At 35.5% G+C, this 24,375-nt stretch carries 28 protein-coding genes and 1 other annotated feature; of the genes, 6 read left to right on the forward strand and 22 right to left on the reverse strand.

Going from position 1 to position 24,375, the window contains the following annotated elements; translation table 11 throughout:
- Nucleotides 1-137: 137 nt before the first annotated feature.
- The 6 genes from BFA01S_RS00565 to BFA01S_RS00590 all read right to left on the reverse strand — a co-directional run bounded on the left by BFA01S_RS00565 (nucleotide 138) and on the right by BFA01S_RS00590 (nucleotide 6,702).
- Entirely contained in the window at nucleotides 138-752 is a 615-nt protein-coding gene (locus tag BFA01S_RS00565; protein WP_066224513.1) for a PH domain-containing protein, read from the reverse strand.
- A gap of 207 nt (nucleotides 753-959) precedes the next feature.
- The gene (locus BFA01S_RS00570; protein WP_066224515.1) at nucleotides 960-1,892 is read right to left on the reverse strand and encodes an ABC transporter ATP-binding protein; all 933 of its coding nucleotides are present in this window, start codon (nucleotides 1,890-1,892) and stop codon (nucleotides 960-962) included.
- 1 nt (nucleotide 1,893) lies between these two features.
- On the reverse strand, nucleotides 1,894-2,934 hold the full coding sequence (locus BFA01S_RS00575) for an ABC transporter ATP-binding protein (protein ID WP_066224520.1): 1,041 nt from the start codon (nucleotides 2,932-2,934) through the stop codon (nucleotides 1,894-1,896).
- 19 nt (nucleotides 2,935-2,953) lie between these two features.
- Nucleotides 2,954-3,961 (reverse strand): oligopeptide ABC transporter permease, encoded by a 1,008-nt coding sequence (gene opp3C / locus BFA01S_RS00580; RefSeq protein WP_066224524.1) that lies wholly within the window; start codon nucleotides 3,959-3,961, stop codon nucleotides 2,954-2,956.
- Nucleotides 3,961-4,890 carry an oligopeptide ABC transporter permease gene (opp3b, locus tag BFA01S_RS00585; RefSeq protein ID WP_066224526.1) on the reverse strand — a complete coding sequence of 310 codons (930 nt, stop codon included), beginning with the start codon at nucleotides 4,888-4,890 and terminating at the stop codon, nucleotides 3,961-3,963. Before opp3b ends, opp3C begins: the two co-directional genes overlap by 1 nt.
- Nucleotides 4,891-5,022: 132 nt before the next feature.
- A complete protein-coding gene (locus tag BFA01S_RS00590; protein WP_066224530.1) occupies nucleotides 5,023-6,702 on the reverse strand; it encodes a peptide ABC transporter substrate-binding protein in 1,680 nt (559 codons plus the stop codon).
- A 185-nt stretch (nucleotides 6,703-6,887) separates the two neighbouring features.
- Between BFA01S_RS00590 and BFA01S_RS00595 the strand changes: the two genes are divergently transcribed.
- The 3 genes from BFA01S_RS00595 to BFA01S_RS22190 all read left to right on the forward strand — a co-directional run bounded on the left by BFA01S_RS00595 (nucleotide 6,888) and on the right by BFA01S_RS22190 (nucleotide 9,025).
- Nucleotides 6,888-7,250, forward strand: a complete 363-nt coding sequence (locus BFA01S_RS00595) for a DUF3899 domain-containing protein (RefSeq protein ID WP_066224533.1) — start codon at nucleotides 6,888-6,890, stop codon at nucleotides 7,248-7,250.
- Nucleotides 7,251-7,423: 173 nt separating this feature from the next.
- Nucleotides 7,424-7,635: a binding site (T-box leader), on the forward strand.
- Between the two features lie 125 nt (nucleotides 7,636-7,760).
- Nucleotides 7,761-8,750 (forward strand): tryptophan--tRNA ligase, encoded by a 990-nt coding sequence (gene trpS / locus BFA01S_RS00600; RefSeq protein WP_066224536.1) that lies wholly within the window; start codon nucleotides 7,761-7,763, stop codon nucleotides 8,748-8,750.
- Nucleotides 8,751-8,848: 98 nt separating this feature from the next.
- Complete coding sequence (locus tag BFA01S_RS22190) at nucleotides 8,849-9,025, forward strand: hypothetical protein (protein ID WP_156483491.1); 177 nt, start codon at nucleotides 8,849-8,851, stop codon at nucleotides 9,023-9,025.
- 134 nt (nucleotides 9,026-9,159) lie between these two features.
- Here BFA01S_RS22190 and BFA01S_RS00605 read toward each other — a convergent pair whose 3' ends face one another.
- From BFA01S_RS00605 to BFA01S_RS00620, 4 genes are all read right to left on the reverse strand, one after another.
- On the reverse strand, nucleotides 9,160-9,909 hold the full coding sequence (locus BFA01S_RS00605; protein ID WP_066224539.1) for a YjbA family protein: 750 nt from the start codon (nucleotides 9,907-9,909) through the stop codon (nucleotides 9,160-9,162).
- A 103-nt stretch (nucleotides 9,910-10,012) separates the two neighbouring features.
- Entirely contained in the window at nucleotides 10,013-10,789 is a 777-nt protein-coding gene (locus tag BFA01S_RS00610; RefSeq protein ID WP_066224542.1) for a DUF2268 domain-containing putative Zn-dependent protease, read from the reverse strand.
- A 154-nt stretch (nucleotides 10,790-10,943) separates the two neighbouring features.
- A complete protein-coding gene (gene fabF, locus BFA01S_RS00615) occupies nucleotides 10,944-12,185 on the reverse strand; it encodes a beta-ketoacyl-ACP synthase II (RefSeq protein WP_066224543.1) in 1,242 nt (413 codons plus the stop codon).
- Nucleotides 12,186-12,223: 38 nt separating this feature from the next.
- On the reverse strand, nucleotides 12,224-13,156 hold the full coding sequence (locus tag BFA01S_RS00620) for a beta-ketoacyl-ACP synthase III (RefSeq protein WP_066224545.1): 933 nt from the start codon (nucleotides 13,154-13,156) through the stop codon (nucleotides 12,224-12,226).
- 198 nt (nucleotides 13,157-13,354) lie between these two features.
- On the opposite strand from BFA01S_RS00620, the gene BFA01S_RS00625 reads away from it, so the two are divergent.
- Nucleotides 13,355-13,633: a hypothetical protein gene (locus tag BFA01S_RS00625; protein ID WP_066224547.1), complete on the forward strand. Its 279-nt coding sequence runs from the start codon at nucleotides 13,355-13,357 to the stop codon at nucleotides 13,631-13,633.
- A gap of 21 nt (nucleotides 13,634-13,654) precedes the next feature.
- Here the strand turns inward: BFA01S_RS00625 and BFA01S_RS00630 are convergent, their stop codons facing one another.
- From BFA01S_RS00630 to BFA01S_RS00645, 4 genes are all read right to left on the reverse strand, one after another.
- Nucleotides 13,655-13,843 carry a ComZ family protein gene (locus BFA01S_RS00630; RefSeq protein WP_066224551.1) on the reverse strand — a complete coding sequence of 63 codons (189 nt, stop codon included), beginning with the start codon at nucleotides 13,841-13,843 and terminating at the stop codon, nucleotides 13,655-13,657.
- 17 nt (nucleotides 13,844-13,860) lie between these two features.
- Entirely contained in the window at nucleotides 13,861-14,811 is a 951-nt protein-coding gene (locus BFA01S_RS00635; protein WP_066224554.1) for a BMP family ABC transporter substrate-binding protein, read from the reverse strand.
- 136 nt (nucleotides 14,812-14,947) lie between these two features.
- A complete protein-coding gene (locus BFA01S_RS00640; protein ID WP_066224556.1) occupies nucleotides 14,948-15,364 on the reverse strand; it encodes a hypothetical protein in 417 nt (138 codons plus the stop codon).
- 134 nt (nucleotides 15,365-15,498) lie between these two features.
- Nucleotides 15,499-16,233, reverse strand: a complete 735-nt coding sequence (locus BFA01S_RS00645) for a lipase family protein (protein WP_066224559.1) — start codon at nucleotides 16,231-16,233, stop codon at nucleotides 15,499-15,501.
- A 309-nt stretch (nucleotides 16,234-16,542) separates the two neighbouring features.
- Here BFA01S_RS00645 and BFA01S_RS00650 point away from each other — a divergent pair, with 309 nt between their 5' ends.
- Nucleotides 16,543-16,731 carry a YjzD family protein gene (locus BFA01S_RS00650; RefSeq protein ID WP_066224561.1) on the forward strand — a complete coding sequence of 63 codons (189 nt, stop codon included), beginning with the start codon at nucleotides 16,543-16,545 and terminating at the stop codon, nucleotides 16,729-16,731.
- 120 nt (nucleotides 16,732-16,851) lie between these two features.
- On the opposite strand, the gene BFA01S_RS00655 is transcribed toward BFA01S_RS00650, so the two are convergent.
- On the reverse strand, nucleotides 16,852-17,031 hold the full coding sequence (locus BFA01S_RS00655; RefSeq protein WP_066224564.1) for a YjzC family protein: 180 nt from the start codon (nucleotides 17,029-17,031) through the stop codon (nucleotides 16,852-16,854).
- 289 nt (nucleotides 17,032-17,320) lie between these two features.
- Here BFA01S_RS00655 and BFA01S_RS21635 point away from each other — a divergent pair, with 289 nt between their 5' ends.
- Nucleotides 17,321-17,623, forward strand: coding sequence for a hypothetical protein (locus tag BFA01S_RS21635; RefSeq protein WP_235842932.1), 303 nt, complete (start codon nucleotides 17,321-17,323; stop codon nucleotides 17,621-17,623).
- Nucleotides 17,624-17,722: 99 nt separating this feature from the next.
- On the opposite strand, the gene argF is transcribed toward BFA01S_RS21635, so the two are convergent.
- From argF to BFA01S_RS00690, 7 genes are all read right to left on the reverse strand, one after another.
- The gene (gene argF / locus BFA01S_RS00660) at nucleotides 17,723-18,652 is read right to left on the reverse strand and encodes an ornithine carbamoyltransferase (RefSeq protein ID WP_066224567.1); all 930 of its coding nucleotides are present in this window, start codon (nucleotides 18,650-18,652) and stop codon (nucleotides 17,723-17,725) included.
- 92 nt (nucleotides 18,653-18,744) lie between these two features.
- Nucleotides 18,745-19,893 carry an acetylornithine transaminase gene (gene argD, locus BFA01S_RS00665; protein WP_066224570.1) on the reverse strand — a complete coding sequence of 383 codons (1,149 nt, stop codon included), beginning with the start codon at nucleotides 19,891-19,893 and terminating at the stop codon, nucleotides 18,745-18,747.
- Complete coding sequence (gene argB, locus BFA01S_RS00670; protein WP_066224573.1) at nucleotides 19,890-20,669, reverse strand: acetylglutamate kinase; 780 nt, start codon at nucleotides 20,667-20,669, stop codon at nucleotides 19,890-19,892. The genes argD and argB overlap by 4 nt, the downstream gene beginning before the upstream one ends.
- A 12-nt stretch (nucleotides 20,670-20,681) precedes the next feature.
- Nucleotides 20,682-21,911, reverse strand: a complete 1,230-nt coding sequence (argJ, locus tag BFA01S_RS00675; RefSeq protein ID WP_156483492.1) for a bifunctional ornithine acetyltransferase/N-acetylglutamate synthase — start codon at nucleotides 21,909-21,911, stop codon at nucleotides 20,682-20,684.
- 24 nt (nucleotides 21,912-21,935) lie between these two features.
- Complete coding sequence (gene argC / locus BFA01S_RS00680; protein WP_066224575.1) at nucleotides 21,936-22,973, reverse strand: N-acetyl-gamma-glutamyl-phosphate reductase; 1,038 nt, start codon at nucleotides 22,971-22,973, stop codon at nucleotides 21,936-21,938.
- 188 nt (nucleotides 22,974-23,161) lie between these two features.
- The gene (locus tag BFA01S_RS00685; RefSeq protein ID WP_066224579.1) at nucleotides 23,162-23,470 is read right to left on the reverse strand and encodes a metal-sulfur cluster assembly factor; all 309 of its coding nucleotides are present in this window, start codon (nucleotides 23,468-23,470) and stop codon (nucleotides 23,162-23,164) included.
- 17 nt (nucleotides 23,471-23,487) lie between these two features.
- Nucleotides 23,488-24,255, reverse strand: a complete 768-nt coding sequence (locus BFA01S_RS00690; RefSeq protein WP_066224582.1) for a prolyl oligopeptidase family serine peptidase — start codon at nucleotides 24,253-24,255, stop codon at nucleotides 23,488-23,490.
- Nucleotides 24,256-24,375: the final 120 nt, after the last annotated feature.

Raw genomic sequence — 24,375 nt, forward strand, 5'->3', positions numbered from 1 at the left:
CACAACTTTGAAGTCGGAGTCTTACTGCTCGTTAAGGCTGGGATAAATGCCTAATAAGTCTTAAAGCTGAAAGGCCCGTCACGAAATCCTTTGGTTTTACTGGATTCTCATAACGAGGCCTTTCAGAAGGGATTCAGCTAGTTATTTATATATTTTTCGAAAACTTCTCCAAAGTCTTTTTCATGATATTGTTCACGAACTGATGTCAGCCAAGTAAACCCGAATTCAGTTAATTCTTTATACTGATTAGAAATATTAACTTCATTCGTTCTTGAATTATGAAGAACAGTAACTGCTTTATTTAAGCTTTCTCCTGCCATATCCATAATAATTTCATTTTCATGGGTAATCTCTGAAATTCGGAGCAATGCTTTATATAAATCTTTTAATTCTTCAATTTGATCTTTTCTAACATCGATATCGTAATTTTGGTTACCAAGATTAAATTTAATCTCTACATCCATATCAATTTTTCCTGCTGTTTCGAGCATAACATTAGAAATTTTATGCTGTGAATAAGGATAACGTTTTAAAGTTCGCTTTGATGAAATGGCGCTTTCACCGTCCACGTGGATGAGTGCTAAATTTGTAAAACAATATTCATCTGCTTTCGTTTTAATTAAAAAATAAATTTTTTCATCATCTTCATGCATCACATAATCATCAGCATCAGTTTTATCATAATCAGCAGGCTTAATAATAGTCCCAATATCAGACAAGCCTAAAGCATCTGCAGCGATCTTTTTAAACATCGTATCATCCCTTCTGTTTACGGCTAATTAGTAACTACTTTCTAATAGTATCAGACTGCAGATAAATTAGAACAGGTTTTATTTCCTATTTTCTGTGAAAATACAAGAGAATGATAAGCGTAAAGTTAAACACGAGGGGAGTAGAGAGAGGAGACAATCGGGGAATAAAATAACTATCTAAACAACCTCCCCCTAAGCTGGCATCTTTTATTTTTCTGTATATTTTTTAAACTCAGCTTCCGAACACATAACAAAATGTCCTTGCTTTACTTCACGGAATTCGAGTTCTTCATCAGGCTTATATCCATGCTCTTTCGGATCATACGTTCTTCTTACTCTCGATCTTTCATAGATTGGATCTGGAAGAGGAATAGCAGATAATAATGACTTTGTATAAGGGTGAATTGGATTATTATATAATTCATTTGCCTCAGCGAGTTCAACGAGCTTGCCAAAATACATAACACCGATCCTGTCACTAATATATTTCACCATTGATAAATCATGAGCGATAAATAAATACGTTAACGCCTTTTCCTTTTGCAGTTTTTTCATTAAATTAACAACCTGTGCCTGTATCGATACATCAAGTGCAGAGATCGGTTCGTCCGCGATAATAAATTCAGGCTCTACGGCCAATGCACGTGCAATACCGATCCTTTGACGCTGTCCTCCGCTGAACTCATGCGGATAGCGATTTGCATGCTCTTTATTTAAACCGACTGTTTCAAGAAGATCATATACTTTCCCCATTCGCTCTTCTTTTGATTTCGCCAACCCATGAATATCAATTCCTTCTGCGATAATATCTGAAACTTTCATACGCGGATTCAATGATGCTTGTGGATCTTGGAAAATCATTTGCATTTTCCGATTAAATTTTTTCAATTCTTCCTTCGATTTTTTCCCATGCACATTTTCCCCATTAAACAACACTTCCCCGTCTGTTGCATCGTACAAACGAATAATCGTTCTGCCGGTTGTTGATTTTCCGCATCCTGATTCACCTACTAATCCTAAAGTTTCTCCTTTATATATCGTAAAAGAAACATTATCCACAGCCTTTACTTCATTCGGCTTACCGATATTAAAATATTGCTTTAACTGTTTAATTTCTACTAATTTCTCTGCTTGTGCCAATTTACTTGCCTCCTCCCGCTTGAAATTCGATCTGGCGCCTCTTTACTTCAGCAGGCGGTTCTACTTTCGGTGCATCTGAATGTAATAGCCATGTTGCAGCATAATGTGTAGGTGATACTTGGAACATCGGCGGCTGCTCTTCTAAATCAATTTTCATTGCATACTCATTCCGTGGAGCAAACGCATCACCTTTTGGAGGATATAAAAGATTCGGAGGTGTACCTGGAATGGCATATAGCTCCTCTTCTTTCGTATCAAGGGTCGGCATCGAACTAATTAATCCCCATGTATAGGGATGCTGCGGATTATAGAAAACTTCATCGACTGTTCCGATTTCTACAAGCTTCCCTCCATACATAACCGCTACTCTGTCAGCAACATTGGCAACAACACCAAGATCATGGGTAATAAAAATAATAGATGTTTCAATCTTTTTTTGCAGATCTTTCATTAATTCAAGAATTTGTGCCTGAATGGTTACATCAAGAGCTGTTGTTGGTTCATCAGCAATTAAAATTTTCGGATTACAAGCAAGTGCAATCGCGATGACAACTCTTTGTCTCATTCCACCGGAAAATTGATGAGGGTACTGATTAAAGCGGATTTCCGGATTTGGAATACCAACAAGATTCAATAAATCAAGTGCTTTGCGTTTTGCTGCTGATTTGCTTAGTTTTTGATGTTTTACAATTGGTTCGATAATTTGTTTTCCAATCTTCATCGTCGGGTTCAATGAAGTCATCGGATCTTGGAAAATCATTGATATATCCTGTCCACGGATTTTTTGCATTTCTTTATCAGACAGTTTCGTTAAATCTTTCCCTTCAAATAAAATCTCTCCATTTTTAATTTTCGAATTGGATTCTGGTAAAAGCCTCATAATTGCTTTTGATGTGACTGATTTACCTGAACCGGATTCACCGACAATTGCAAGCGTTTCTCCTTTCAATAGATGAAAGTCTACCCCGCGAATTGCTTGCACTTCTCCGGAAAATGTAAAAAATGATATACGTAAATCATTTACTTCAAGAATTTTTTCCATTATGTTTTATACCACCCTTTTAATCGCGCATTTTCGGATCTAATGCATCTCTTAGTCCATCTGCAATCATATTAAAACAGATCATAATTAAACTGATAACGATTGCCGGAATAATCATTTGATATGGATATAGCTGTAATACTTTAAAACCTTCATCAATCAATGTACCTAATGAAGCGAGAGGTGGCTGTAATCCTAAACCGACAAAACTTAAAAATGCTTCAAAAAATATTGCATTCGGCACAGTGAACATCGTATTAATAATAATGACACCAGCTAAATTTGGAAGAAGATGCTTCCAAATAATTTTCCCTTTGGATAGTCCCAATGTTCTCGCTGCTAAAACATATTCCTGATTTTTCAGCTTTAACACTTGCGCGCGAACGACCCTTGCCATTCCAACCCATCCGGTAATTGTAAGTGCAATTGTAATAGACATAATTCCAGGCTCTAGTACGATAATCATTAAAATAACAATAACTAAATTTGGAATACCTACTAGTATTTCTGTAATTCTCTGCATAACATTATCAACTTTCCCACCAAAAAATCCTGAGACAGCACCGTAAACAACACCAATTACCATATCAATAAGTGCAGCTAATACGGCAATATATAAAGATATTCTTGTCCCACTCCATAACCTCGTAAATAAATCTCTTCCCAGACTGTCTGTACCTAACCAATAATATTCTTTCACATTCTTTTGTTCGTACGCATTATAAACAACGCCATTTTTCCTCGTTAGCTCCCCATCAAATGGCAGCCAACTAATATTCTCTAATCCAGGGACTTTGGGAGGTAAATTAGAATGTTTTAAATTTTGTTCATTATAACTATGACCATTAATATTTGGCCCGATAAGTGCCATAATCGTCAGTAAAATTAGAAGAACGAAACTGATAATCGCTGCCTTATTTTTTTTCACACGAAGCCAAGCATCCTGCCAATAACTCAAACTTGGTTTGGATATTTCTCCCCTTTTCTCCAAATCAAGCTTTGCGGGTGTAAATATTTCTTTGTCCATTATTTTTTCCCTCCTGCCAATCGAATCCGCGGATCAATCAATCCATACAGAAGGTCCACTACTAAAATAACGATAACGAAAAGAACAGCAAATAAAATCGTCGTTCCCATAATAACAGGGTAATCGTTCACTGTAATTGATTTAACAAATTGCTCCCCGAGCCCTGGTATACCAAATATTTTTTCCACTACGAGTGAACCTGTCATTAAGCTGACGACCAACGGTCCTAATACTGTAATAACGGGGATTAACGCATTCCTAAGTGCGTGTTTAAAGGCAACTTCAAATGAGCTTGCTCCTTTTGCTTTTGCAAGTACAATATAGTCTGATGCCAATACTTCAATCATTTCTGTCCGGATAAATCTCGCTGCTGTCGCAAGCGGGAACATCGCTAAAGCAATTGTCGGAAGAACCGTATATTCAGGCCCCCGCCAAAATGCAACTGGAAACCATCCTAATTTCACAGCGATATAATATTGCAAAAGTCCAGCAAAAACAAAGGAAGGAATGGATTTCCCGAGAACAGCAATAAATGTGGCACTGTAATCAGCTATCGTATTTTGCTTTAAAGCAGCAATTACACCAAGAATAATTCCAAAAAATGTTCCAAAAAAAATTGCCTGGAATCCAAGTGTGGCTGACGGTCCTATACTATTCATCAAAATTTCTGTTACACCGACGTTATTAAACTGGAATGATACACCTAAATCACCTTTCAATAGATTCACCATATAATTCATATATTGAACAGGGATTGGTTCATCAAGCCCATATTTATTAATCATAATCGCCCGCTGTGCTTCTGTTAGCTTGCTCGCATTCGCAAAAGGTGTTCCTGGAATTATTTTCATCAAAAAGAAAGTAAATGTTGCAATTAAAAATAAAGTAATAATCATATAAAAGATACGGCTGGCTAAATATCTCAGCATGAATAGCAACTCCTAAATAAGCAAAGTGAAAAAGAAGGCTCCCTCGTTCATCATGTCTCCTCTCTTCTTACATATACGGTAAGAGAAATCTGACATTTCTAATTTGAGAGACAGCCTCCTTTTATTTAAAATTTATTTCACAGATGTCCATTTATAGCTGTACTCCGGTCCAACTAAATGATGAGTAAAGTTTTCCACCTTTTCAGATACTAATAAATTGGAAGATCGTTGATAAATAGGAGCAATAGCCGCATCTTCCTCCAATAAAACTTTCTCTGCTTTGGCAAGAGCTTCATAGCGCTCGACCGGTTTTTGCGCCAATGTTGTCTGAGCATCTTTTACAAGCTGATCGTACTTGGAATTCGAGTAGTTCATTTTATTATTACCGCCGCCAGTTAACCATAAGTCAGAAAAAGTCATTGGATCCAAGTAATCAGGACCCCATCCTGCCATTTGAAGATCATAATCCTGGCTGTTTTCCCGATCAATTCGCACGCTGAATGGTACACTCTCTACTTTCAGAGTTAAACCAGGTAAATTTGTTTCCAATTGATTTTTAATATACTCAGCTGTTTTTTTCGCATTTTCTGTGTCATCCGTTAAATATCTTAATTCCACTGCTTCAGTGCCTATAGCAGCCAGTCCTTTATCCCAAGCTTTTTTCGCATTATCCACATTGTATGGCAATAATTTATCCCCATTTATTTCTCTGAAGTCTTTTCCTGTTTCTTCATTTTTAACAAATTCCCGCGGAACAGCATAGTTAGCGACTATTGAACCATTATTTAAAATGCTGTCTACAAAATCTTTTTTATTAATTGCCTGTGCAACCGCCTTGCGAATATCTGTATTTTGTAATGCCTTATTATCTTTTTGATTCATTTTTAGCCAGAATACAGTAGGTTCCAACCATTTCACTAATCTTTTATCATCTTCATATTGCGGAACAATATCAGAAGAAAGCTTCGGTGTAATATCTGCTTCACCGGTTTCAAGTGCATTTGCTGCCGCTTGAGGGTCTTTCAGTACATTCCATTGAACTTTTTCAAGTTTTACTGTATCAGCATCCCAATAATCTTTATTTTTGGAATATGTCCATTCCGCTGCTGTACTTCCTTTCCAATCAGATAAGACAAACGGTCCATTAAATACGAGATTATCCGCAGTTTTTCCGTAATCTTCACCTTGTTCTTCTACAAACTTTTTATTTTGCGGATAAAATGTAGGAAATGCCATTAAAGATTTGAAATATGGAATTGGTCTTTCTAATGTCACTTGAAGTGTTTTATCATCAACTGCTTTTACACCTAGCGATGACACATCATAGTCTGTCTTATTTGCACCAGCAGCCGAAATTTCTGCTGCTCCTTTAATCTTTCCGTCCATCATATACGGTCCATAAGGAGAAGCAATTTTTGGATCAATCGCTCTTTGCCATGCATAAACGAAATCATTTGCAGTAACAGGATCACCATTCGACCACTTTGTGTTCCTTATTTTAAATGTATAAACAGTACCGTCTTTACTTACTTCCGGTTCACCCTCAGCCATTCCTTCAACAACATTTTGATCAGGATCAAGCCTATATAATCCTTCCATTACATTATTCATTGTTGTAAAACTAACAGTATCTTGTGCCATCACACTGTCCATCGAAGGGATAGACTGCAGCTCCAAAGCTTTTAATTCCTGTGCCGCTGTTTTACCTGCCGTACCTTTCTCATTTCCATTATTTCCATTTCCACATGCCGTTACAAATATACTAAAAACGAGAGAAACAACTAAAATTAAAATGAGCTTTTGTCTTTTCATTATGTAAAAGCCTCCTTATATTTCTAAAAATCTAATGACGGCTATTATGATAAATAAAATAACCTGTATATTTCTAAATTATCTGTTAAAAGTAAATTATTTATTCCATTTTGCTTTCTGCTTTTATTTTAATATAATGATTAACAAGGAATTTTTTACAGTGAAGGGTGAAGGATGAAGTATTTATGAAGAAAACTATTATTATCATTGCTGTTTCTCTAGTTCTAGCGATTTTTCTTCCATTTATTTTTCACGGAAAAATCTCTTTATTATTATTCATCAATTCGACTTTTTTTATTAGCGGGGCTTACCTCTTTCTTACCTTGCTTACCATAACTGTAAAAAGCGGTTTTTATGATGGGATCACTCTCGGATTCCGCCGCTTCTTTACTACCAATGGAAAATATTTATCAAGACGGGAGTCTGAAAATATGATTCCATTGTCTAAAGTTATTACATTTAACCAAGTCCCGATTCTTATTAGTGGACTAACACTTTTTTTCATTATGCTCTTCTGCCTCTTTATTCATTATTCATCCCAGCCTTAACAGGCAGTAAGACTCCCACCTCAAGTTGTAACTAAGCGAGGAAATAGGTGAGGTCCGATTGTTTCAACTAACTATCAATGGGAAAGTGAGGCCCCGCCCTAATAGAAGTTTCACTTTATATGAATAAGAAATTTGCATTTTCCAGTTGTAAATTTTATAATGAATTAAAAAATAAGAATGCTATGACAAAGATTAGTACATATTGTAAGTCATTTTTAGAGAACCCATGATCGGTGGAAATGGGTAATGGCTAATATGGAATGGACTTTCGAGCAGTCATACTGAACTGATAGTAGGTATGAACGTACATTCTCCGCGTTAAAGGATAAAAGTGATTTCTAATTTAGAAATAATTAGGGTGGCACCACGGTCCATCGTCCCTGTATATGGGATGAGTGGGTCTTTTTTGTGTTTTTCAAGAAAAATATAAGTGCTCTGCTCATTTTAATAAACTTAAAATTTAAATCAGCTTGGCACAAAAATTTTATATTTAAAAAGGAGTTTTTAAAAATGAAAACAATTTTCTCCGGTATTCAGCCGAGCGGCTCAGTCACTTTAGGAAATTATATAGGAGCTATGAAACAATTTGTAGAACTGCAAAATGATTATAATTGTTATTTCTGTATCGTTGACCAACATGCAATAACAGTTCCGCAAGACCGCCTTGAGCTTAGAAAAAATATACGCAGTCTTGCTGCCTTATATATTGCTGTAGGACTTGATCCTGAAAAAGCAACTTTATTTATTCAATCAGAAGTCCCTGCACATGCTCAGGCAGGCTGGATGCTTCAATGTGTTGCTTATATCGGTGAACTTGAAAGAATGACACAATTTAAAGATAAATCAGCAGGAAAAGAAGCAGTTGTTGCAGGACTTTTAACATATCCGCCTTTAATGGCTGGTGATATTCTTTTATACAATACAGATATCGTTCCAGTTGGTGAGGATCAAAAGCAGCATCTAGAGCTTACTCGTGATCTTGCAGAACGTTTTAATAAAAAATATAACGATATTTTCACTATTCCAGAAGTGCGTATTCCGAAGATTGGTGCCCGTATTATGTCGCTTGCAGAGCCGACAAAGAAAATGAGTAAATCAGATGCAAACCAAAAAGCATTCATTACTTTGCTTGATGATCCAAAACAGATTGAGAAAAAAATTAAAAGTGCTGTTACGGACTCTGATGGAATTGTAAAGTATGATAAAGAAAATAAACCAGGTGTGTCTAATCTCCTTTCTATTTACTCTATTTTAGAAAATGAATCAATTGAAGACATTGAGAAAAAATATGAAGGAAAAGGATACGGAGAGTTTAAGTCGGGCCTTGCAGAAGTAGTCATAAAAGCATTAACACCAATTCAAGAAAGATACAAGCAATTGATGGAATCCGATGAGCTTGATCGAATTCTTGACGAAGGTGCAGAAAAAGCAAATAGACAGGCTAGCAAAATGATTAAAAAAATGGAAAATGCAATGGGATTGGGAAGAAAACGAAAATAATAAGCTGCCCTCACAAACGTTATTTTATCTTTGTGGGGGTTTTACTTTTTTTAACAAAGATATGATAGGATTAGCTATAAGAAGAGATAAAAAAGAAATTGAATTTTATTTTAATTTGGGGAGAAAAGTATAAAAATAAAAGAAAGAATACGGAAAACGATATTACTAATATTAAAAAGGATGCTAATACAATGGAAGAAAAGAACTCATTAACTAGAAGATATTCAAGAAAGGCAGCACCATATTATTCAGACTCTATCATACCGCTCGATTAATAGAAACGGAAACGAAGATTTAAAACATATCTTAGTAAATAGGTAAACTATCTGCCCCGGCTACTTGCATTGTTTCATTAAATAAAAATAAAGCGGCATGAAGAAATTGAATTCCTGACACCGCCTTATCTCACTTAATTCACTTTTGATTCGTGCTCCATTTCCCAAAGCTTTTCAAAAAACGGCTGTCCTTTAATTAAACGTTCACATAATTGGGCATGTTTTGGTGTCCAGCCTGGTAGTGTTTCTCCATATAGCTGTTCCCATACATCATGAAACGATTGATGCTGGATATCCTCATACATAGTAGGATTCCATTCCGTATACCAATACTTTACTTCTGCTGTATTTTTCGTTGAATGTAATTGATCAAGAGCCATAAATAATAATTGCTTTAACTGACGTTCTTTTCTCGTTAAACCGCGCATATTTTCAGGTGATAATGATAGAATATGATATTTTTTCTCTATGTCGCGTTCGTATTCAACCGAGTAATCTTCTGCTTGTACACCTTTAACCATTTCATATACAAGCTGCTCTTGTCGCGGAATAATTCTGCTTTTCCGAACTGGAATTGTGTAGCCTATCGTATCAACAACTAAAATACCTTTTCCATCCGTTACTACAAAACAGTAGTCCAGAGTAATTTCCTCGTGATTTTTTCTTATGTACGCTTTTTGATAAATATCTTTTAATAAACTAGGAGGAAGCTCTGCTAAGTCATTTTCAATATAATCGAAAAGAAGTGTACTAACTTTTATAAGCGGGACTTGATCTAGCAGTTCAACACTGTCATCTTTCCTCCATTCATGAAAATGACAGACATTATAACCATTTTCTTCTCCTTCAAACCAATTAACCCATACATCATGAAGAAATAACATATTTCCATCCCTCACTTCAACAACCTATTTGTCACTCAGTATAGGCAGAATATACAGAATTTATTCTTTGAAGTAAAAATTATAGGTAATTTTTTCATTTCTCTCATAGTAGGTATCTAGTGAACTCAGCTGCATCTATTTCAAACATATCAGCGGTTTTCCTGCCTGTTTTCTCACTATATTTTTTTACGATATGGAAACCAACAAAATAACCTAGCATTTTCGGATAAAAACCTCTACCGTACATAATTTCTGTAAATTTATGATCATCTCTTTTTAAAAACTGATTTGGTAAAATGATATTTTTCAAAAAGCGCACTGCCTGTTCTTCCTTATAATATGATGTCCATAGAGCAAGATGTTCTCCACTTAGTCTTTCTAAAACAGCATATTCAGCCAAACCTTCCATTATGATTACATCTAGTAAATGAAACATAGATTCTTCTTTCTTTACTCTAGCCAATCTGCAAGTATGATGATACTCATGTGTAAGCAGAGATTTTATATCTTCCTTTTTTGCTTTTGGAGAAATAAATAAGAAAATTTTATCTTTAAAAGCTAATCCAGCTCTTCCTTTGTATTCTTTCATTATCTTTCTGTTTCGCTCATCAGTCGGAAAGATAAAAATCGGTATGTCCGGCCCGCTCCACTCTGTTTTTAGATCTTCTGCTTCTTTTCGAACGAGGCTCCATATATGTTTCTCTTCCAGCTCCTGAATGGTTTGAGGCAAGCTCGCAGAGTTTTTATACATTCCAAAACTATGTAAAAGATTTGAAATTTCCTTTTCATTCAGCGAGTGAAAATACGAAACAAGCTCCTTACAAATTTTTTGCTCATCTGGATTTTTCTTCAGCCACTTATGCGTAGAAATAATAGCCATCATCAGCACCTCTTTTTAATAGCAGTGTATGATGGTTATATATGATGGTGATAAAAATTTAATTTTATTAAGAGAAGTGATAATTTATCGTCAAGAATAACATTTAAAAATAGAAAAAACTTGCCCTCATTTTTGATGAGGGCAAGCTTCTCATTTATTTCGCATATTTTTTAAAAATAATCGTAGCGTTATGTCCGCCGAATCCTAATGAATTACTTAAAGCTACATTTACTTCCTGCTTTCGCGCTTCATTTGGAACATAATCAAGGTCACATTCAGGATCTGGAGTTTCTAAATTAATTGTTGGAGGAATGATCCCCTCTTTAATTGCAAGAACGGAGAAAATTGCTTCCACTCCACCAGCAGCTCCTAATAAATGTCCAGTCATTGATTTTGTTGAACTAATGGCAACTTTATTCGCATGATCGCCAAACACTTCTTTAATTGCCAATGTTTCAAATTTATCATTATAAGGCGTGCTCGTACCGTGTGCATTAATATAATCAATATCTTCAGGTTTAAGACCGCCTGTTTCAAGAGCCATTCTCATTGCTCTTGCTCCGCCTTCTCCACCTGGAGCTGGAGCTGTAATATGATAAGCATCTCCTGTTGCACCGTAGCCGACAATTTCTGCATAAATCGTTGCATTTCTTGCTAATGCATGCTCAAGTTCTTCTAATATGATTACTCCTGCACCTTCACCCATCACGAAGCCATCCCGATTTGCATCAAAAGGTCTACTCGCCGTTTTTGGATCATGATTTGTAGATAAAGCTTTATTCGCACAGAATCCCGCATAAGATAATTCGGTAATTGGCGCTTCTGTTCCGCCAGTCACCATGACATCAGCGTCTCCTCTTTCGATTACTTTAAAAGCATCACCGATTGAGTTCGTTCCAGTGGCACAAGCTGTAACCGTACAAGAGTTTACTCCTTTTGCACCAAGTGCAATTGATATTTGTCCAGTAGCCATATCCGGAATCATCATTGGTACGAAAAACGGACTTACACGTTTTGCTCCTTTTTCAAGCAACGTACGGTAGTTATTTTCAAATGTTTCCATTCCGCCAATTCCAGATCCAACCCATACACCAACACGCGGTGCGATTTCATCTGTAATTTCTAAATCAGCATCTTTCACTGCCATGAATGAAGCCGCAACAGCATATTGTGTAAAGCGGTCCATTTTTCTCGCATCTTTTTTATCCATAAATTGTTCAACATCAAAATCTTTTAATTCTGCTGCTACTTTTGCAGGATAATTATCTGGATTAATTCGTGTTAAAACACCTACACCTGATACTCCCTTTTTAGCATTTTCCCAAGTTGTATTTACATCGTTCCCGAGTGGAGTTACTGCTCCTATCCCTGTTACAACAACTCGTCTTTTCTCCATAACGGCACCTCGTCTCTATAAAATGATTATTTCTAAAATTATTTACCCCAGCGCAGCGCAATTGCGCCCCATGTCAAACCTCCACCGAATCCTACCATTACAATTAGATCACCGTCTTTAATTTTTCCTGCTTCCACTTCTTCAACGAGTGAAATTGGAATAGAAGCTGCAGAGGTATTCCCATATTTATGAACTGTTTTAGACATTTTTTCTTCCGGAAGCTCGAGTCTCGTACGAGCTGCTTCCATAATGCGAATATTCGCTTGATGCGGAATTAGAAAATCAACATCTTCCTTTGTCAAACCTGCTTTTTCTAGTACATTAACACTTGATTCACCCATTTGTCTAACAGCAAACTTAAACACTTCACGGCCATTCATAATAATATGTTCATCCTGATATAAATGTTTACCGCCTGTACCGTCAGCCCCTAATTCAAATGAAAGAATCCCTTTATCTTCAGATACCGGTCCCATTACGACCGCACCTGCTCCATCACCAAAAAGAACAGCTGTGTTACGATCTTCCCAGTTTGTTACTTTTGACAGTTTTTCTGCGCCTACTACAAGCACATTTTTATATATGCCAGGCTCAATAAATTGTTTTGCAGTAATCATTCCATACATAAATCCTGCACAGGCTGCACTGACATCCATCGCCGCTGCTTTTTTTGCTCCTAATTTCTCTTGAAGCATACAAGCAACTGTTGGAAATGGATGATCTGGTGTTACTGTCGCAACTAAAATTAAATCTAAATCTTCGGCAGAAATCCCTGCATTTTCTAAAGCTTTCTGTGCAGCAAAATAAGCCATATCTGACGTATTAATATCATCTTCAGCAATTCTTCTTTCTTCAATACCTGTTCTTGTCCGAATCCATTCATCAGATGTATCTACAATCTTTTCTAAATCAAAATTTGTAACGACTTTCTCGGGTGTGTACCGACCAACCCCTATTACTCCAGCGTGCATATTTCCAACTCCCTAAATGAGTTTATTATCAATTATTATGACTTGGTACTAATTCTAACGCATTTTTATCGCTTTTTCAATATTGTTATTTTCTTCACTAAATGATCAATTATTTTACTTTGTGCTTCTATCTATATCCTTTCTCAAAAGAGAGCATAAACTAGTTAATAAAGAGCTAAAGGAAAGTTGGTGGACATAATGTCTAATGGATTCATAAATAAAAAAGAAGATGCTCTTGAAAATACGGAAATAACTGAAGAACAGGAAGACCGATTTACTAAACTTATGTTTGGTACGAACTATAAAAAAAGAAATAGACTACCTGTACAAAAAGAAGAAATAAAAGAAGAACCAGATGAAATAAATTATCTTCATCTTATGGGACAGATTGATGATATTATGACTTCAATTAATAATTTAAAGCCTGTATTAGAGCATTTATCACCAATCGTAAACTTCATAAAAAAGAAAAAATAAAAGCTACCAGTTAGGCAGCTTTTATTTGTTTTCAACATCTTGTTTTCCAAGTTCATAAGCTTCAGCCATCACTTTTGTAAATAATTCCATCATTGGCTGAATTGTTTCAAGAGATAATTCAATCCCCGTTTCATCTAATTTCTGTTTTGCTTCTGGTAAGTATTTCATTGCAATTTGCATAAATTCCATTGTTTTTGGATGTTGCTGCATATTCTACTACTCCTTTATTATTGATTAGGCAGTTTCCCTGTCTTTTTATAGTTTTCTATAGATTTTTCCAGTTCTTTAACAAAAGACTCTTCAACAAGCGGACTAAATTGACCTAAGCTAATGACATCATCTTGAAAATCAAAATATAATGTTCCACTTTTAAGTTCATTTGAATTGAATTTTTTCGCAATTAGCTCATACAGTTTGTCAACATGCTGAACTGTACTTGTTAAAACAGCACCTTCACCAAGGTCTGATTGATCAGAAATATAACCAATTGCAAATAGACCTTCTGCTTTCAGTTTTTCTATTGCAGGAACATTATAACCGTCACCAGCTACGTAAACAACATCGACTCCCTCTTGAATCATCTCATCAAGAAGCTGTAATGCTTTATGTACATCATCCCAGTGCTCCACAAATTTTATATTAACATCAACAGCTTGATTTTGATAATAAGCACCTTCGAAATAACCATCCACTTCGGGCTGCCATTCGAATGAAGCTAATATGCCGACATGATTAGCCTTTGTCATTTTTCCAGCAACCATTCCTGCAAAAAATCCCATTGCATTCGATTCAAAATTCAAACTTGTAACATTTGAATTCTCTGTCTCACCATTAAAGAAGACAAAATGAATATCTGGATAATCTTTGCTTATACTATTAAAAAAAGATTCATATTCGCTACCGTGCCCGAAAACGAGATTAACACCTTTTGTTCTAAACTCGTCAACAGCTTGACGGACAGCCTGTTCATTGTCCATACCTTCTTTATAAAACACATCAACATTAAATTCTGATTGAATTTTCAGTAAACCTTTATAGCCCTTTGTACCCCAAACTTGGTCATTGATTGTTTCAGGAACTAAAAGTCCAACTTTATGAAGTTTACCAGTTGACGTAGCTTGACTACATCCAAGCAATAATAGAAGAAGGATGGGAACTAGTCCAAGATACTTCAACATGGGCAAGCACTCCCTCTTTTAAAATCAAAATAAGTTCCTATTCATTTTAGCCTGTTAAAGTTTGAATGTACAAGTAGATGTTTCTATTTCTTCCTATTTTATTTGAATTATTATCTATTTTTCGTATACTTTTCATTTAATTATCTACTATTCTTCCATTTTGTATATGAATAATTTTATACTTTTCATTTATCTCAGATTCATTAATAATAGCTTGTATTACCTCATCAGAAATGTCCTCTTGCTCATCATCCATTACTTTCAAAATAATGATATTAGATGGAGAATTCTCATTAAATCTCTCCGAAATATACTCTGATTTCTCATCACAGCAATAATAAATGAAATCATTTTTTGAATTAACTTCATCAAAATCAATTTGCTCATGAACCTTTAGTAAAGCATTTCTTCCAATCAACATAAGTCTTTCTTCTGCCATTTCCTTCTGATCAGTAATAATTGCATCTACTTCTGTTCCTGCATTTATAAAAAATTCACAAAGTTTAAAACCAGCAGAAGTATGCACACCAAAAACTGCAACATGATGGAACAATATATTTCCTCCTTATAATTCGTTTAGAATTATTCAAACCTTCAATCAGCAAGGGACTTTGGATGCCCCCTCCTGATTGAACTACTCTTCCTGAAAAGACTTATTACGAGTTATGCGAAGTAAATATACGACTGCTATAATACTGTTTCATGTTCCTTGAAAAATTTCATAATGGAATGGTTAACCCGGTACTGATTATCACCTAAATGATAAATTAATTGTATTGGATACCCTCGCTTCCTCCTTAGTATTTCGTACTTCTTACTGTTATGTGAGGAGAGGAAATATGCTTCGTTCATCTTCTGCCAAATTTGAACTGGTAAAGATGATTTATAACTATCCATTTCTTTGAAGTTGAAATTAGGAACATCTCTTACATCCATTTCATATGCAGAGGATATTTCTTTTAGAAGGCGCTTGTAGAAAAACTTATTGTCTTTTTCATTTTTCAAATGGGCTTGGAGGTCCAGGCAAGGATTTAACATTGCAACAGAGCGGATTTTATCTTTTAGTTCTTCCATTAGTTGCAGTGCAACTAATGCTCCCATTCCTTCAGCTAAAATGTGTATCCGCTCATTTAAAATTTCTTTTCGCAAGACGACTTGATAAAGCTGCTTTGCAAGTATAACCGCGTTCGGACTCCCCCAGTTTTGGTTATACAAATTTGATGAAAATACCGTATAACCTTTATTTCTAAATACTGTTAATAATTGGTTTCTCCCATAGTGTTGAAGGGAAAAACTCGTTTTTTCATTAACAAAATGGGAGCGGTCTCCAATAATTAATACTCCAAACCCACTCGGCTTTTCCGGTAAATGAATGACATTCCACTCACTTCCTAACTGAAAAAAACGCTCTGTAATATCCATCACTTGCCCACCACCTTTCTTGCATTAAACTTTCTATTCCCTAATACTGTATGTATACATTTTTAAAAAGAATGGGATTTTGTCCTGTCTTTTATGAATAAAGGGCATATTCTTTTATTTTTACTATACCTTTTTCCAAGAAAACACTCATCGTAATATGTAATTTTGAACGTATTAATATAGCCTTGCTTCCTTTTTCTACTGGAAAATTGAACAAACCGTCACATATGAAGCATAAAATTATTTTTTTGTTTAACAATAATATGATAGAATAAAATGAGAATTGTCTAGAAATAGAGGTGAGTTATATTGCGTTTTTTTATGACGTTTTTTTGGTCCTTTTTATTAGTTCAAATGATGGCGTACGTTGTTTCTTCAATGTCTGGCGGTGTATATGATTTTAAAATAGCAACAGTACTCTCTGTCATTGTAACTGTTCTTATTTTCATTATCGCAGAGGTTATTCCAGTGAAGGAACACTCTGGTGAGCAACATTAAGAAATGGTAAAAAACTTTCGTATTTAAGTTATATGAAAAAAATGATTACACTTTCTTTAAATCTAAAAACCCTACTTCAAGAAAGTAGGGTTTTTTACAAATATAACACTTTTTTCATTTTTATGGTTTACGCTTATATGTCCATTGTCTATTATGGTTTGCTGCCTCGGGGAACTGATCTCCCGCTTTTAAACGAATTTGTCTCGGTTTAGTTACATTGTCACCGGTCTCACCTACTTCAACATAAATTCCGTTATTCGGTGCTTTTTGACCAGGACGAAAGCGATGTTGCTGACCCATAATAATCCCTCCTAAATAATCATTCAATCAATCGTTTGTAGTATTTCCAAGCTCTTAAATTTTCATGAATGATCGAACATTTACATTGCTACTATTCCTGCTGGAGTTATCAGTGCTTTATTTGAAGACACACCAGTGTATTCAAATAAGGAGTAGAGCCTGTAGCTGTCACATATAGTTATTACCGAATTCACACTTTGGTTTATCCGTAATTTACGAGGCCAAAAAATAATGGGATGTAACCGTAAAAGATGCGATCATTATTAACCTTGCACAAACTGTTGCATTAATTCCCGGCATGGCCAGGTGCTGCAATTGTTGCGGCAATATCGCTCGGAATGAAGCAGGAAACCACATTAAAATTTTCTTTCCTCATGTTAGCTTTAGCGGCTTGATTTTAAGTATATCTGACCTTTTAAATGATCCAAGAATAACTGAACTTATTTTATCTTATACAGCCGCTTTCTTTGCTTCACTCATCGCTTCCTACTTCTCATTAAAATCGTTTATGAGCATTATGGAAAAAGGAAATTTAGTTTATTTTTCTATGTACTGCTTCATTGTCGGGGCAGTTGTATTAATTTTCACTTGAAGAACAGTGAAAAAGTCTAGAAATATCTAGGCTTTTTTATTTTAATATAAAAAATGACGAAACCTCTAATGGTTCCGTCATTTCGCTATACCTATTCTTTTATGCTAATAATTTTTTCAATAATGCTTTTTGGACATGCAGGCGATTATGCGCTTGCGGGAATACAGCTGAATGTGGGCCGTCAATAATTTCTGCTGTTACTTCTTCCTCACGATGCGCTGGAAGACAATGTAGGAAATGATAATCTTCCTTTGCATAGGCTGTTAATTTTGAATTAACTTGGAAATCTGCAAATGCAAGTTCTCTTTCTTTTTGCTCACTTTCCTGCCCCATGCTTGCCCATACATCTGTATAAATGATATCCGCATTCAATACTGCGATTGTTGGATCATTTGTAACTGTAATCGTTGCACCAGTTTCAGCGCCGATTGCCTTTGCTTTTTCTACAACTTCACTATCAGGCTCATATCCTTTCGGACAACCGATTGCAAAATCCATTCCAACCTTCGCACAACCGATCATTAATGAATGGGCAACATTGTTACCGTCACCTAAATAAGTTGTTTTAAGGCCTTTGAATTTTCCCTTTAAATCTAAAATGGTTTTTAAATCTGCAAGAGCCTGGCATGGATGAGAAAAGTCAGTTAATCCATTAATAACTGGAATGCTTGCATGCTTCGCAAGTTCTTCCACTTTTGAATGTTCAAATGTACGGATCATGATACCATCAACATAGCCTGAAAGAACCTTTGCCGTATCCTCAATCGGTTCTCCTCTGCCAATTTGCGTATCCTGGCTATTTAAATAGAGTGCATTTCCGCCTAATTGATACATTCCTGTTTCAAAAGATACTCTTGTTCTAGTTGAAGACTTCTCAAAAATCATCGCTAATGTTTTTCCAGCAAGTACGTTTTGAATTGGATTTTTCTCTAATTCAATTGCTTCATTAATGAGTTCTAAAATTTCTTCTCCAGTGTAATCTAATAAGTTCAAGAAATCTTTTTTCTGCTTTGTCATAACTCCACCCATTTAAAAACCACTTCCTTTCGATTATTTTCGTTCCAGTTAATAGTATAATTATATATCTTTTAGTATTTTTATGCATCAATATATAAAAATGTTCACTTTTTATATGTTGAAAATGTTTCTTTTAAAATAGCAACAGCCGTGTCCATTTCTTCCTCTGTCACATTTAGAGGCGGCAGTAATCGAATAACATTAGGACCCGCAGGTAAAACAAGCAGTTTATTTTCTCTAGCTGTATTGATAAGATCTGTCACTTGTTCACTACATTCAATTCCGATTAAAAGTCCTTTTCCTCTTATTTCCTTTACAAGTTCATGTCCATATAAAGCATCTTCCAGCTTTTGAACAAGACTCTTTCCTTTTTCTTCAACAGCTTGTAAAAATGACGGATCCATAATTTTCTTAAGTGTCGCATTTGCTGAAGCCATTGCGATGAAGTTTCCACCAAATGTAGAGCCGTGGCTTCCCGGCTGGAACGATTCAATCAATTCTTTTTTACCGATCATCGCCCCGACAGGAATTCCGTTTCCAAGTCCTTTTGCTGACGTAATAATATCTGGTGAAATACCGTAATGCTGATAACCAAATGGCTTACCAGTCCGGCCAATTCCTGTTTGTATTTCATCAATAATAAGAAGTGCATTCAGCTTCTTACATGTTTCAGCAACTTTTTGAAGAAAATCCTTATGTGCGGGAATAACTCCGCCTTCTCCCTGGACGACTTCCAGCATAATTGCCGCAACTTCTTCACCTTCTAATTGCTCGAGGGCTGCCGTATCATTATAAGGCAAATATTCGAACGTTTGTAAAAGTGGACCAAAGCCGATTTGAATTTTTTCTTGTCCTGTTGCTGACATTGTTGCAAATGTTCTTCCATGGAATGATTGTTTAAACGTTACGATTTTTGATTTTCCTGTATGCTTTCTCGCGAGCTTAATTGCAGCTTCATTCGCTTCTGCTCCACTGTTACAAAAGAATACTGCATCCCCATCACTGTTTTCAACGAGACGTTTTGCTACTTCCTCTTGAAGCGGCACTTTAAAAAGATTAGATGTATGCCATACTTTTTGCAGCTGCTCTTCTACAGCATTTTTTACATCTTCATCGACATGCCCTAAATTACAAACAGCAATACCTGAAATGAAATCAAGGTATTTATCATCGTTTTCATCAATTAACCAGGCACCTTCTGCCTCTTTTACAGTGAAATTCCATCTTGCATATGTTGGGAATAAGTAACTCATAATGTCATTACCTCCTTTTCATTGTAAATTTTTGTTCCTAAGAATTGTTCCTTTTCTACAAATGCCTGTGTTCCGCTAACGATCATTACTTCCTGGCATTTATCTGAAAGCGTTGAAATCGCTGATTCTACTTTTGGAATCATTCCACCCGTAATTGTTCCATTCTCAATTAATTCATTAATCTTTTCAGGTGTTGTACTAGTAATAACATTTTTATCATTATCTAAAATACCTGGGACATCTGTAACAAATAATAATTTTTCTGCACCGATTGCGTTTGCAATTGCGGCAGCAGCTAAATCAGCATTCACATTCAATGTTTCATGATTATCCGTTTTTGCTAAAGGTGTAACAACTGGTAAATAACCGTTTTCTAATAATAAATGGATTAAATTCGTTTCTACATTCGTTACGCTTCCTACTAATCCCAATGCTTCTTTATTTAAATAGTCAGCTGTTATAATCGAATCAGTTCCCGAAATACCAAGTGCATTTAGTCCATTTTGCTGTAAAAGATTTGTTAGATGTTTATTAATTTTCCCAGATAAAACCATCTCAACAACATCTAATACTTCTGGTGTAGTCTTTCTCTGTCCGTTATGAAATTCTGTTTGGATCTGAAGCTCTGTCAGCATTTTCGTAATATCCGGACCGCCGCCATGGACGATGACTACTTGCCATTTATTCTCGATTAATTGTTTTAAACTATCGAAAAACTGTTTCGATAGTTCATGTATGATACTTCCTCCGCATTTTAAGACAACCGTTTTTCCCATTTTAAAATCTCCCTATGTTCTGTAGCTCGCATTTATTTTTATATAATCGTATGTTAAATCACAACCCCAAGCTCTGCCGCTTGCTTCACCAATCCCTAAATTAACAGTGATTCTCACTTTATCATTTTCAAGGCATTTTTTTGCAGCTTCTTCATCAAAAGGCTGTGGACTGTTCTTTGTAAACATGCAAATATCTTCTAAGTATATTTCAATTTTATCAGGGTTTACTGATACATCGCTATGACCGACTGCTCCAATAATTCTTCCCCAGTTTGCGTCAGCTCCGTAAACAGCTGTTTTTACTAAACTTGAGCCAACAATTTTCTTCGCGGCAATATTTGCATCTTCTTTTGACTTGGCACCTTTTACTTCTACTTCAATCAGTTTTGTGGCACCTTCACCGTCTTTTGCAATTTGTTTCGCTAACTCTTCACATACTATTTGAAGTGCTTGTGCAAAGTGACTCCATTGTGGATGTGTTTCAGTAAGTTCATTGTTTTCTGCTAAGCCGTTTGCCATCACAACGACCATATCATTTGTAGATGTTTCTCCATCAACTGTTATTTGATTAAATGATACATCTGTAATTTCTCTTAATGCTTTATGCAAAGCGCTGCTTGAGATTTTAGCGTCCGTCGTTACGAATGCAAGCATTGTAGCCATATTCGGGTGAATCATTCCTGACCCTTTTGAAGTTCCTCCGATAACAACTTTCTTACCATCAATCTCAACTTCATAGCATGATGTTTTCATCACAAGATCTGTTGTTAAAATTGCCGTTTGAAATGCTTCTGCTCCGCTTTCATCTGCTGTCGGATTAAGTTCAGAAATACCTTTATTGATTTTATCCATTTTTAAGTATTCACCAATGACACCTGTTGATGCTACTGCAACATGTTCATCTTTTAAATTGAACTTCTTTGCACAGCTTGCTCTCATTTCATATGCATCTTTTAACCCTTGTTCCCCTGTACAAGCATTTGCTATTGCACTATTAACGATGATTGCCTGTAATAATCCATCTTTAGCGATGCTTTCCTGTGTGACTTTTAATGGGGGCGCTTGAAAATGACTTTTTGTGTAAACTGCCGCACTGTTAGCAGGTACTTCACTTAATACGATCCCAATATCCTTTTTTGCATGTCTTAAACCTGCATGAACACCGTCAGCAGAAAATCCTTTCGGCGTAACTACTGTTCCGTTACTGATTTTTTTCACCTTTGGTTCTTTTGTTTCTAACACTTCAATCTCCCCCAAAATAGTCACTTATGGAAATAACGGCGCTAAATATAATCCCGTATTTTCTTCAAATCCATTTATAATATTAAAATTCTGGACCGCCTGACCGGCAGCACCTTTCATTAAATTGTCGATAACTGAGACAATCGTTACTCTTTTCGTTCTTTCATCAACCTTTACTGCAATATCACAAAAATTAGAACCGTATACTTCTTTCGTTGCTGGATATTGATTTAAAGGACGAACCCGTACGAAAGGTGACTCTTTATAAAATTGTTTATAAAATTCATGCAGCTCTTCATCTGTTATATCTCGCTTTAAATCAGCATAAATCGTTGACATAATGCCTCTTGTCATCGGAATAAGATGTGTGCTGAATGAAATAGCTTCCACACTCTCATTTAATCTTTTCAATGCCTGCTCAATTTCCGGCACATGCTGATGTTCATGAACTTTATATATTTTCATATTTTCATTAATTTCTGAATAACTTGTTGCCCGTGATGAGCCTCTTCCCGCTCCAGAAACACCTGATTTCGCATCAACAATGATCGAACTTTCCTTTATAATGTTCCCTTGTACGATCGGTGCTAAACCAAGTATTGTTGCTGTTGGGAAACAACCGGGATTTGCTATCAATTTTGCTTTTTTAATTTCTTCGCGATTAAGCTCCGGCAAGCCGTAAATAGCTTCATCTAGAACTGGCTGTTCAACCGCTTCCCGTTTATACCATTTTTCATAATCAGCACGATTTTTTATACGTAAATCTCCAGAGAGATCAATAATTTTCACATTTGAATTAATTAATTTCGGTGTAATTTCCGCAGACACGCCCGCTGGTGTTGCAAGAAATAGAACATCTATATTTTTCTTTATTTCTTCAATATCTATCCCCTGTAAAACATGATTACTAATCTCACTTAAATGTGGAAAAGAATCAGTATATAAGGTATTAGCCTCTGAAGATGAATATAGTATACAATTTTCTACTTTTGGATGGTTTAATAAAATACGATATAATTCGGCACCGCCATATCCGGTTGCACCGATAATTCCGACTTTCACCGAATCACCTTCTCTTATATAAATTATTTTTTTAAATTATTTCTCATTATAAATATGTATAAAAATAAAATCAAGTGTATAAATAATATTTCTTAAATAATTTTTCCATATAAAAAACAGGATACTTAATGACTAAATTAAAATGGGAAGTTGCCAAAGCCAACTTCCCATGAATATTAATACGCGGCTTATTGAATACCTAGTGCAATTTTAGCAATTCGTGACATATTATGTCTGTTCCAAGGCGGGTTCCACACAATGTCTACTTCTACTTCTTTCACTTCGGGGATATCAGCTAATGCATTTTTCACTTTCTGAACGATAACCCCTGCAAGCGGACATCCCATTGATGTTAATGTCATCGTGATTTTTGTTAATCCTTCTTCATCCATTTCCACATCATATACTAAACCAAGATTAACGATATCAACTCCAAGTTCCGGATCAATAACTGTCTCTAATGCACCATAAATATTATCTTTTAAAGTTTCATCCATAAAAAATCTCTCCTTATTTATAAATTTTTTGTAAACCAGTCAACTGTTGCGTGAATTCCTTCTCTTGATACTTTATGATCTGCCTTCTTATCTGCGATAAAACACAGCTTCTCAGGTGTATGCTCATACATTGGCATGATTTCTTTATAGAAGTCATACGTTTGTACAAAGGGGACAACATTGTCCTTCATCCCATGCCAAATTAAAAGCGGCCTTCCATTAAGAACGTCCTTTTGCATACTTAAATCATATTTCTGCAATATATCCATCTGTTCTTTTAACTCCTGGTCGGTAAGAGGAATTTCAATCCCTTTATTCCTCAGCTCTTTTATTTGTGCTTCTAAATAAGTACTGTATTTTGGATTGCCCATTAAACTGACAGCTGCTTTAATCCAATCGTACTGGGTTAATGCACCAAATGTCGTAATTCCACCCATAGATGTACCAGCAACACCAATTCGATTTTTATCGACTAACCCCAGCTGTTCGTAATGATCTTTCACTATTTTTAATTCATGAATCTCATTAATAATAATTTGCCAAAATTTCATACTTAACTCATGGTTTGAATAACCAGTATTCCTCTCACCATGATAGGCTGCTTCAGGTAAAACAACACGCATTCCCTTTTCCGCCAGCAAATAAGCATAATGAAGGTTATTCTCCTTAGCACTCATAAACCCGTGAATAAAAATAACAAGAGGTGTTTTTTCACTTGCCAGTTCGTTTCTCACAATATGTAAGAGCGGGATTCCACTAATATGCTGTGCTTCTATGTTGATCACGTCTGATTCACCTTCTTATTTCTTTCTTAAAACAAGTGTAACATGTAGACAACTAACTTTGAAAAAAGATACACTTAGATTGGATGATTTTTTCATTATCAATACATCTAAAGGGGAGAA

The organism is Metabacillus fastidiosus NBRC 101226, assembly GCF_001591625.1.
GTDB classification, from domain to species: domain Bacteria; phylum Bacillota; class Bacilli; order Bacillales; family Bacillaceae; genus Metabacillus; species Metabacillus fastidiosus.

Excerpts from the sequence above, each read along its gene's own strand:
- trpS (WP_066224536.1), top strand. The coding sequence starts at position 7,761 with ATGAAAACAATTTTCTCCGGTATTCAGCCGAGCGGCTCAGTCACTTTA.
- opp3b (WP_066224526.1), bottom strand. The coding sequence starts at position 4,890 with ATGCTGAGATATTTAGCCAGCCGTATCTTTTATATGATTATTACTTTA.
- BFA01S_RS00635 (WP_066224554.1), bottom strand. The coding sequence starts at position 14,811 with ATGTTGAAGTATCTTGGACTAGTTCCCATCCTTCTTCTATTATTGCTT.
- BFA01S_RS00610 (WP_066224542.1), bottom strand. The coding sequence starts at position 10,789 with ATGGCTATTATTTCTACGCATAAGTGGCTGAAGAAAAATCCAGATGAG.
- argB (WP_066224573.1), bottom strand. The coding sequence starts at position 20,669 with ATGGGAAAAACGGTTGTCTTAAAATGCGGAGGAAGTATCATACATGAA.
- opp3C (WP_066224524.1), bottom strand. The coding sequence starts at position 3,961 with ATGGACAAAGAAATATTTACACCCGCAAAGCTTGATTTGGAGAAAAGG.
- BFA01S_RS00590 (WP_066224530.1), bottom strand. The coding sequence starts at position 6,702 with ATGAAAAGACAAAAGCTCATTTTAATTTTAGTTGTTTCTCTCGTTTTT.
- BFA01S_RS00620 (WP_066224545.1), bottom strand. The coding sequence starts at position 13,156 with ATGCACGCTGGAGTAATAGGGGTTGGTCGGTACACACCCGAGAAAGTC.
- BFA01S_RS00605 (WP_066224539.1), bottom strand. The coding sequence starts at position 9,909 with ATGTTATTTCTTCATGATGTATGGGTTAATTGGTTTGAAGGAGAAGAA.
- argD (WP_066224570.1), bottom strand. The coding sequence starts at position 19,893 with ATGAGTTACTTATTCCCAACATATGCAAGATGGAATTTCACTGTAAAA.
- BFA01S_RS00575 (WP_066224520.1), bottom strand. The coding sequence starts at position 2,934 with ATGGAAAAAATTCTTGAAGTAAATGATTTACGTATATCATTTTTTACA.
- BFA01S_RS00685 (WP_066224579.1), bottom strand. The coding sequence starts at position 23,470 with ATGGATGAAACTTTAAAAGATAATATTTATGGTGCATTAGAGACAGTT.
- BFA01S_RS00565 (WP_066224513.1), bottom strand. The coding sequence starts at position 752 with ATGTTTAAAAAGATCGCTGCAGATGCTTTAGGCTTGTCTGATATTGGG.
- BFA01S_RS00655 (WP_066224564.1), bottom strand. The coding sequence starts at position 17,031 with ATGGGTCAGCAACATCGCTTTCGTCCTGGTCAAAAAGCACCGAATAAC.
- fabF (WP_066224543.1), bottom strand. The coding sequence starts at position 12,185 with ATGGAGAAAAGACGAGTTGTTGTAACAGGGATAGGAGCAGTAACTCCA.
- BFA01S_RS00630 (WP_066224551.1), bottom strand. The coding sequence starts at position 13,843 with ATGCAGCAACATCCAAAAACAATGGAATTTATGCAAATTGCAATGAAA.
- BFA01S_RS00595 (WP_066224533.1), top strand. The coding sequence starts at position 6,888 with ATGAAGAAAACTATTATTATCATTGCTGTTTCTCTAGTTCTAGCGATT.
- BFA01S_RS00645 (WP_066224559.1), bottom strand. The coding sequence starts at position 16,233 with ATGGATATTACAGAGCGTTTTTTTCAGTTAGGAAGTGAGTGGAATGTC.
- BFA01S_RS00625 (WP_066224547.1), top strand. The coding sequence starts at position 13,355 with ATGTCTAATGGATTCATAAATAAAAAAGAAGATGCTCTTGAAAATACG.
- argF (WP_066224567.1), bottom strand. The coding sequence starts at position 18,652 with ATGGGTGGAGTTATGACAAAGCAGAAAAAAGATTTCTTGAACTTATTA.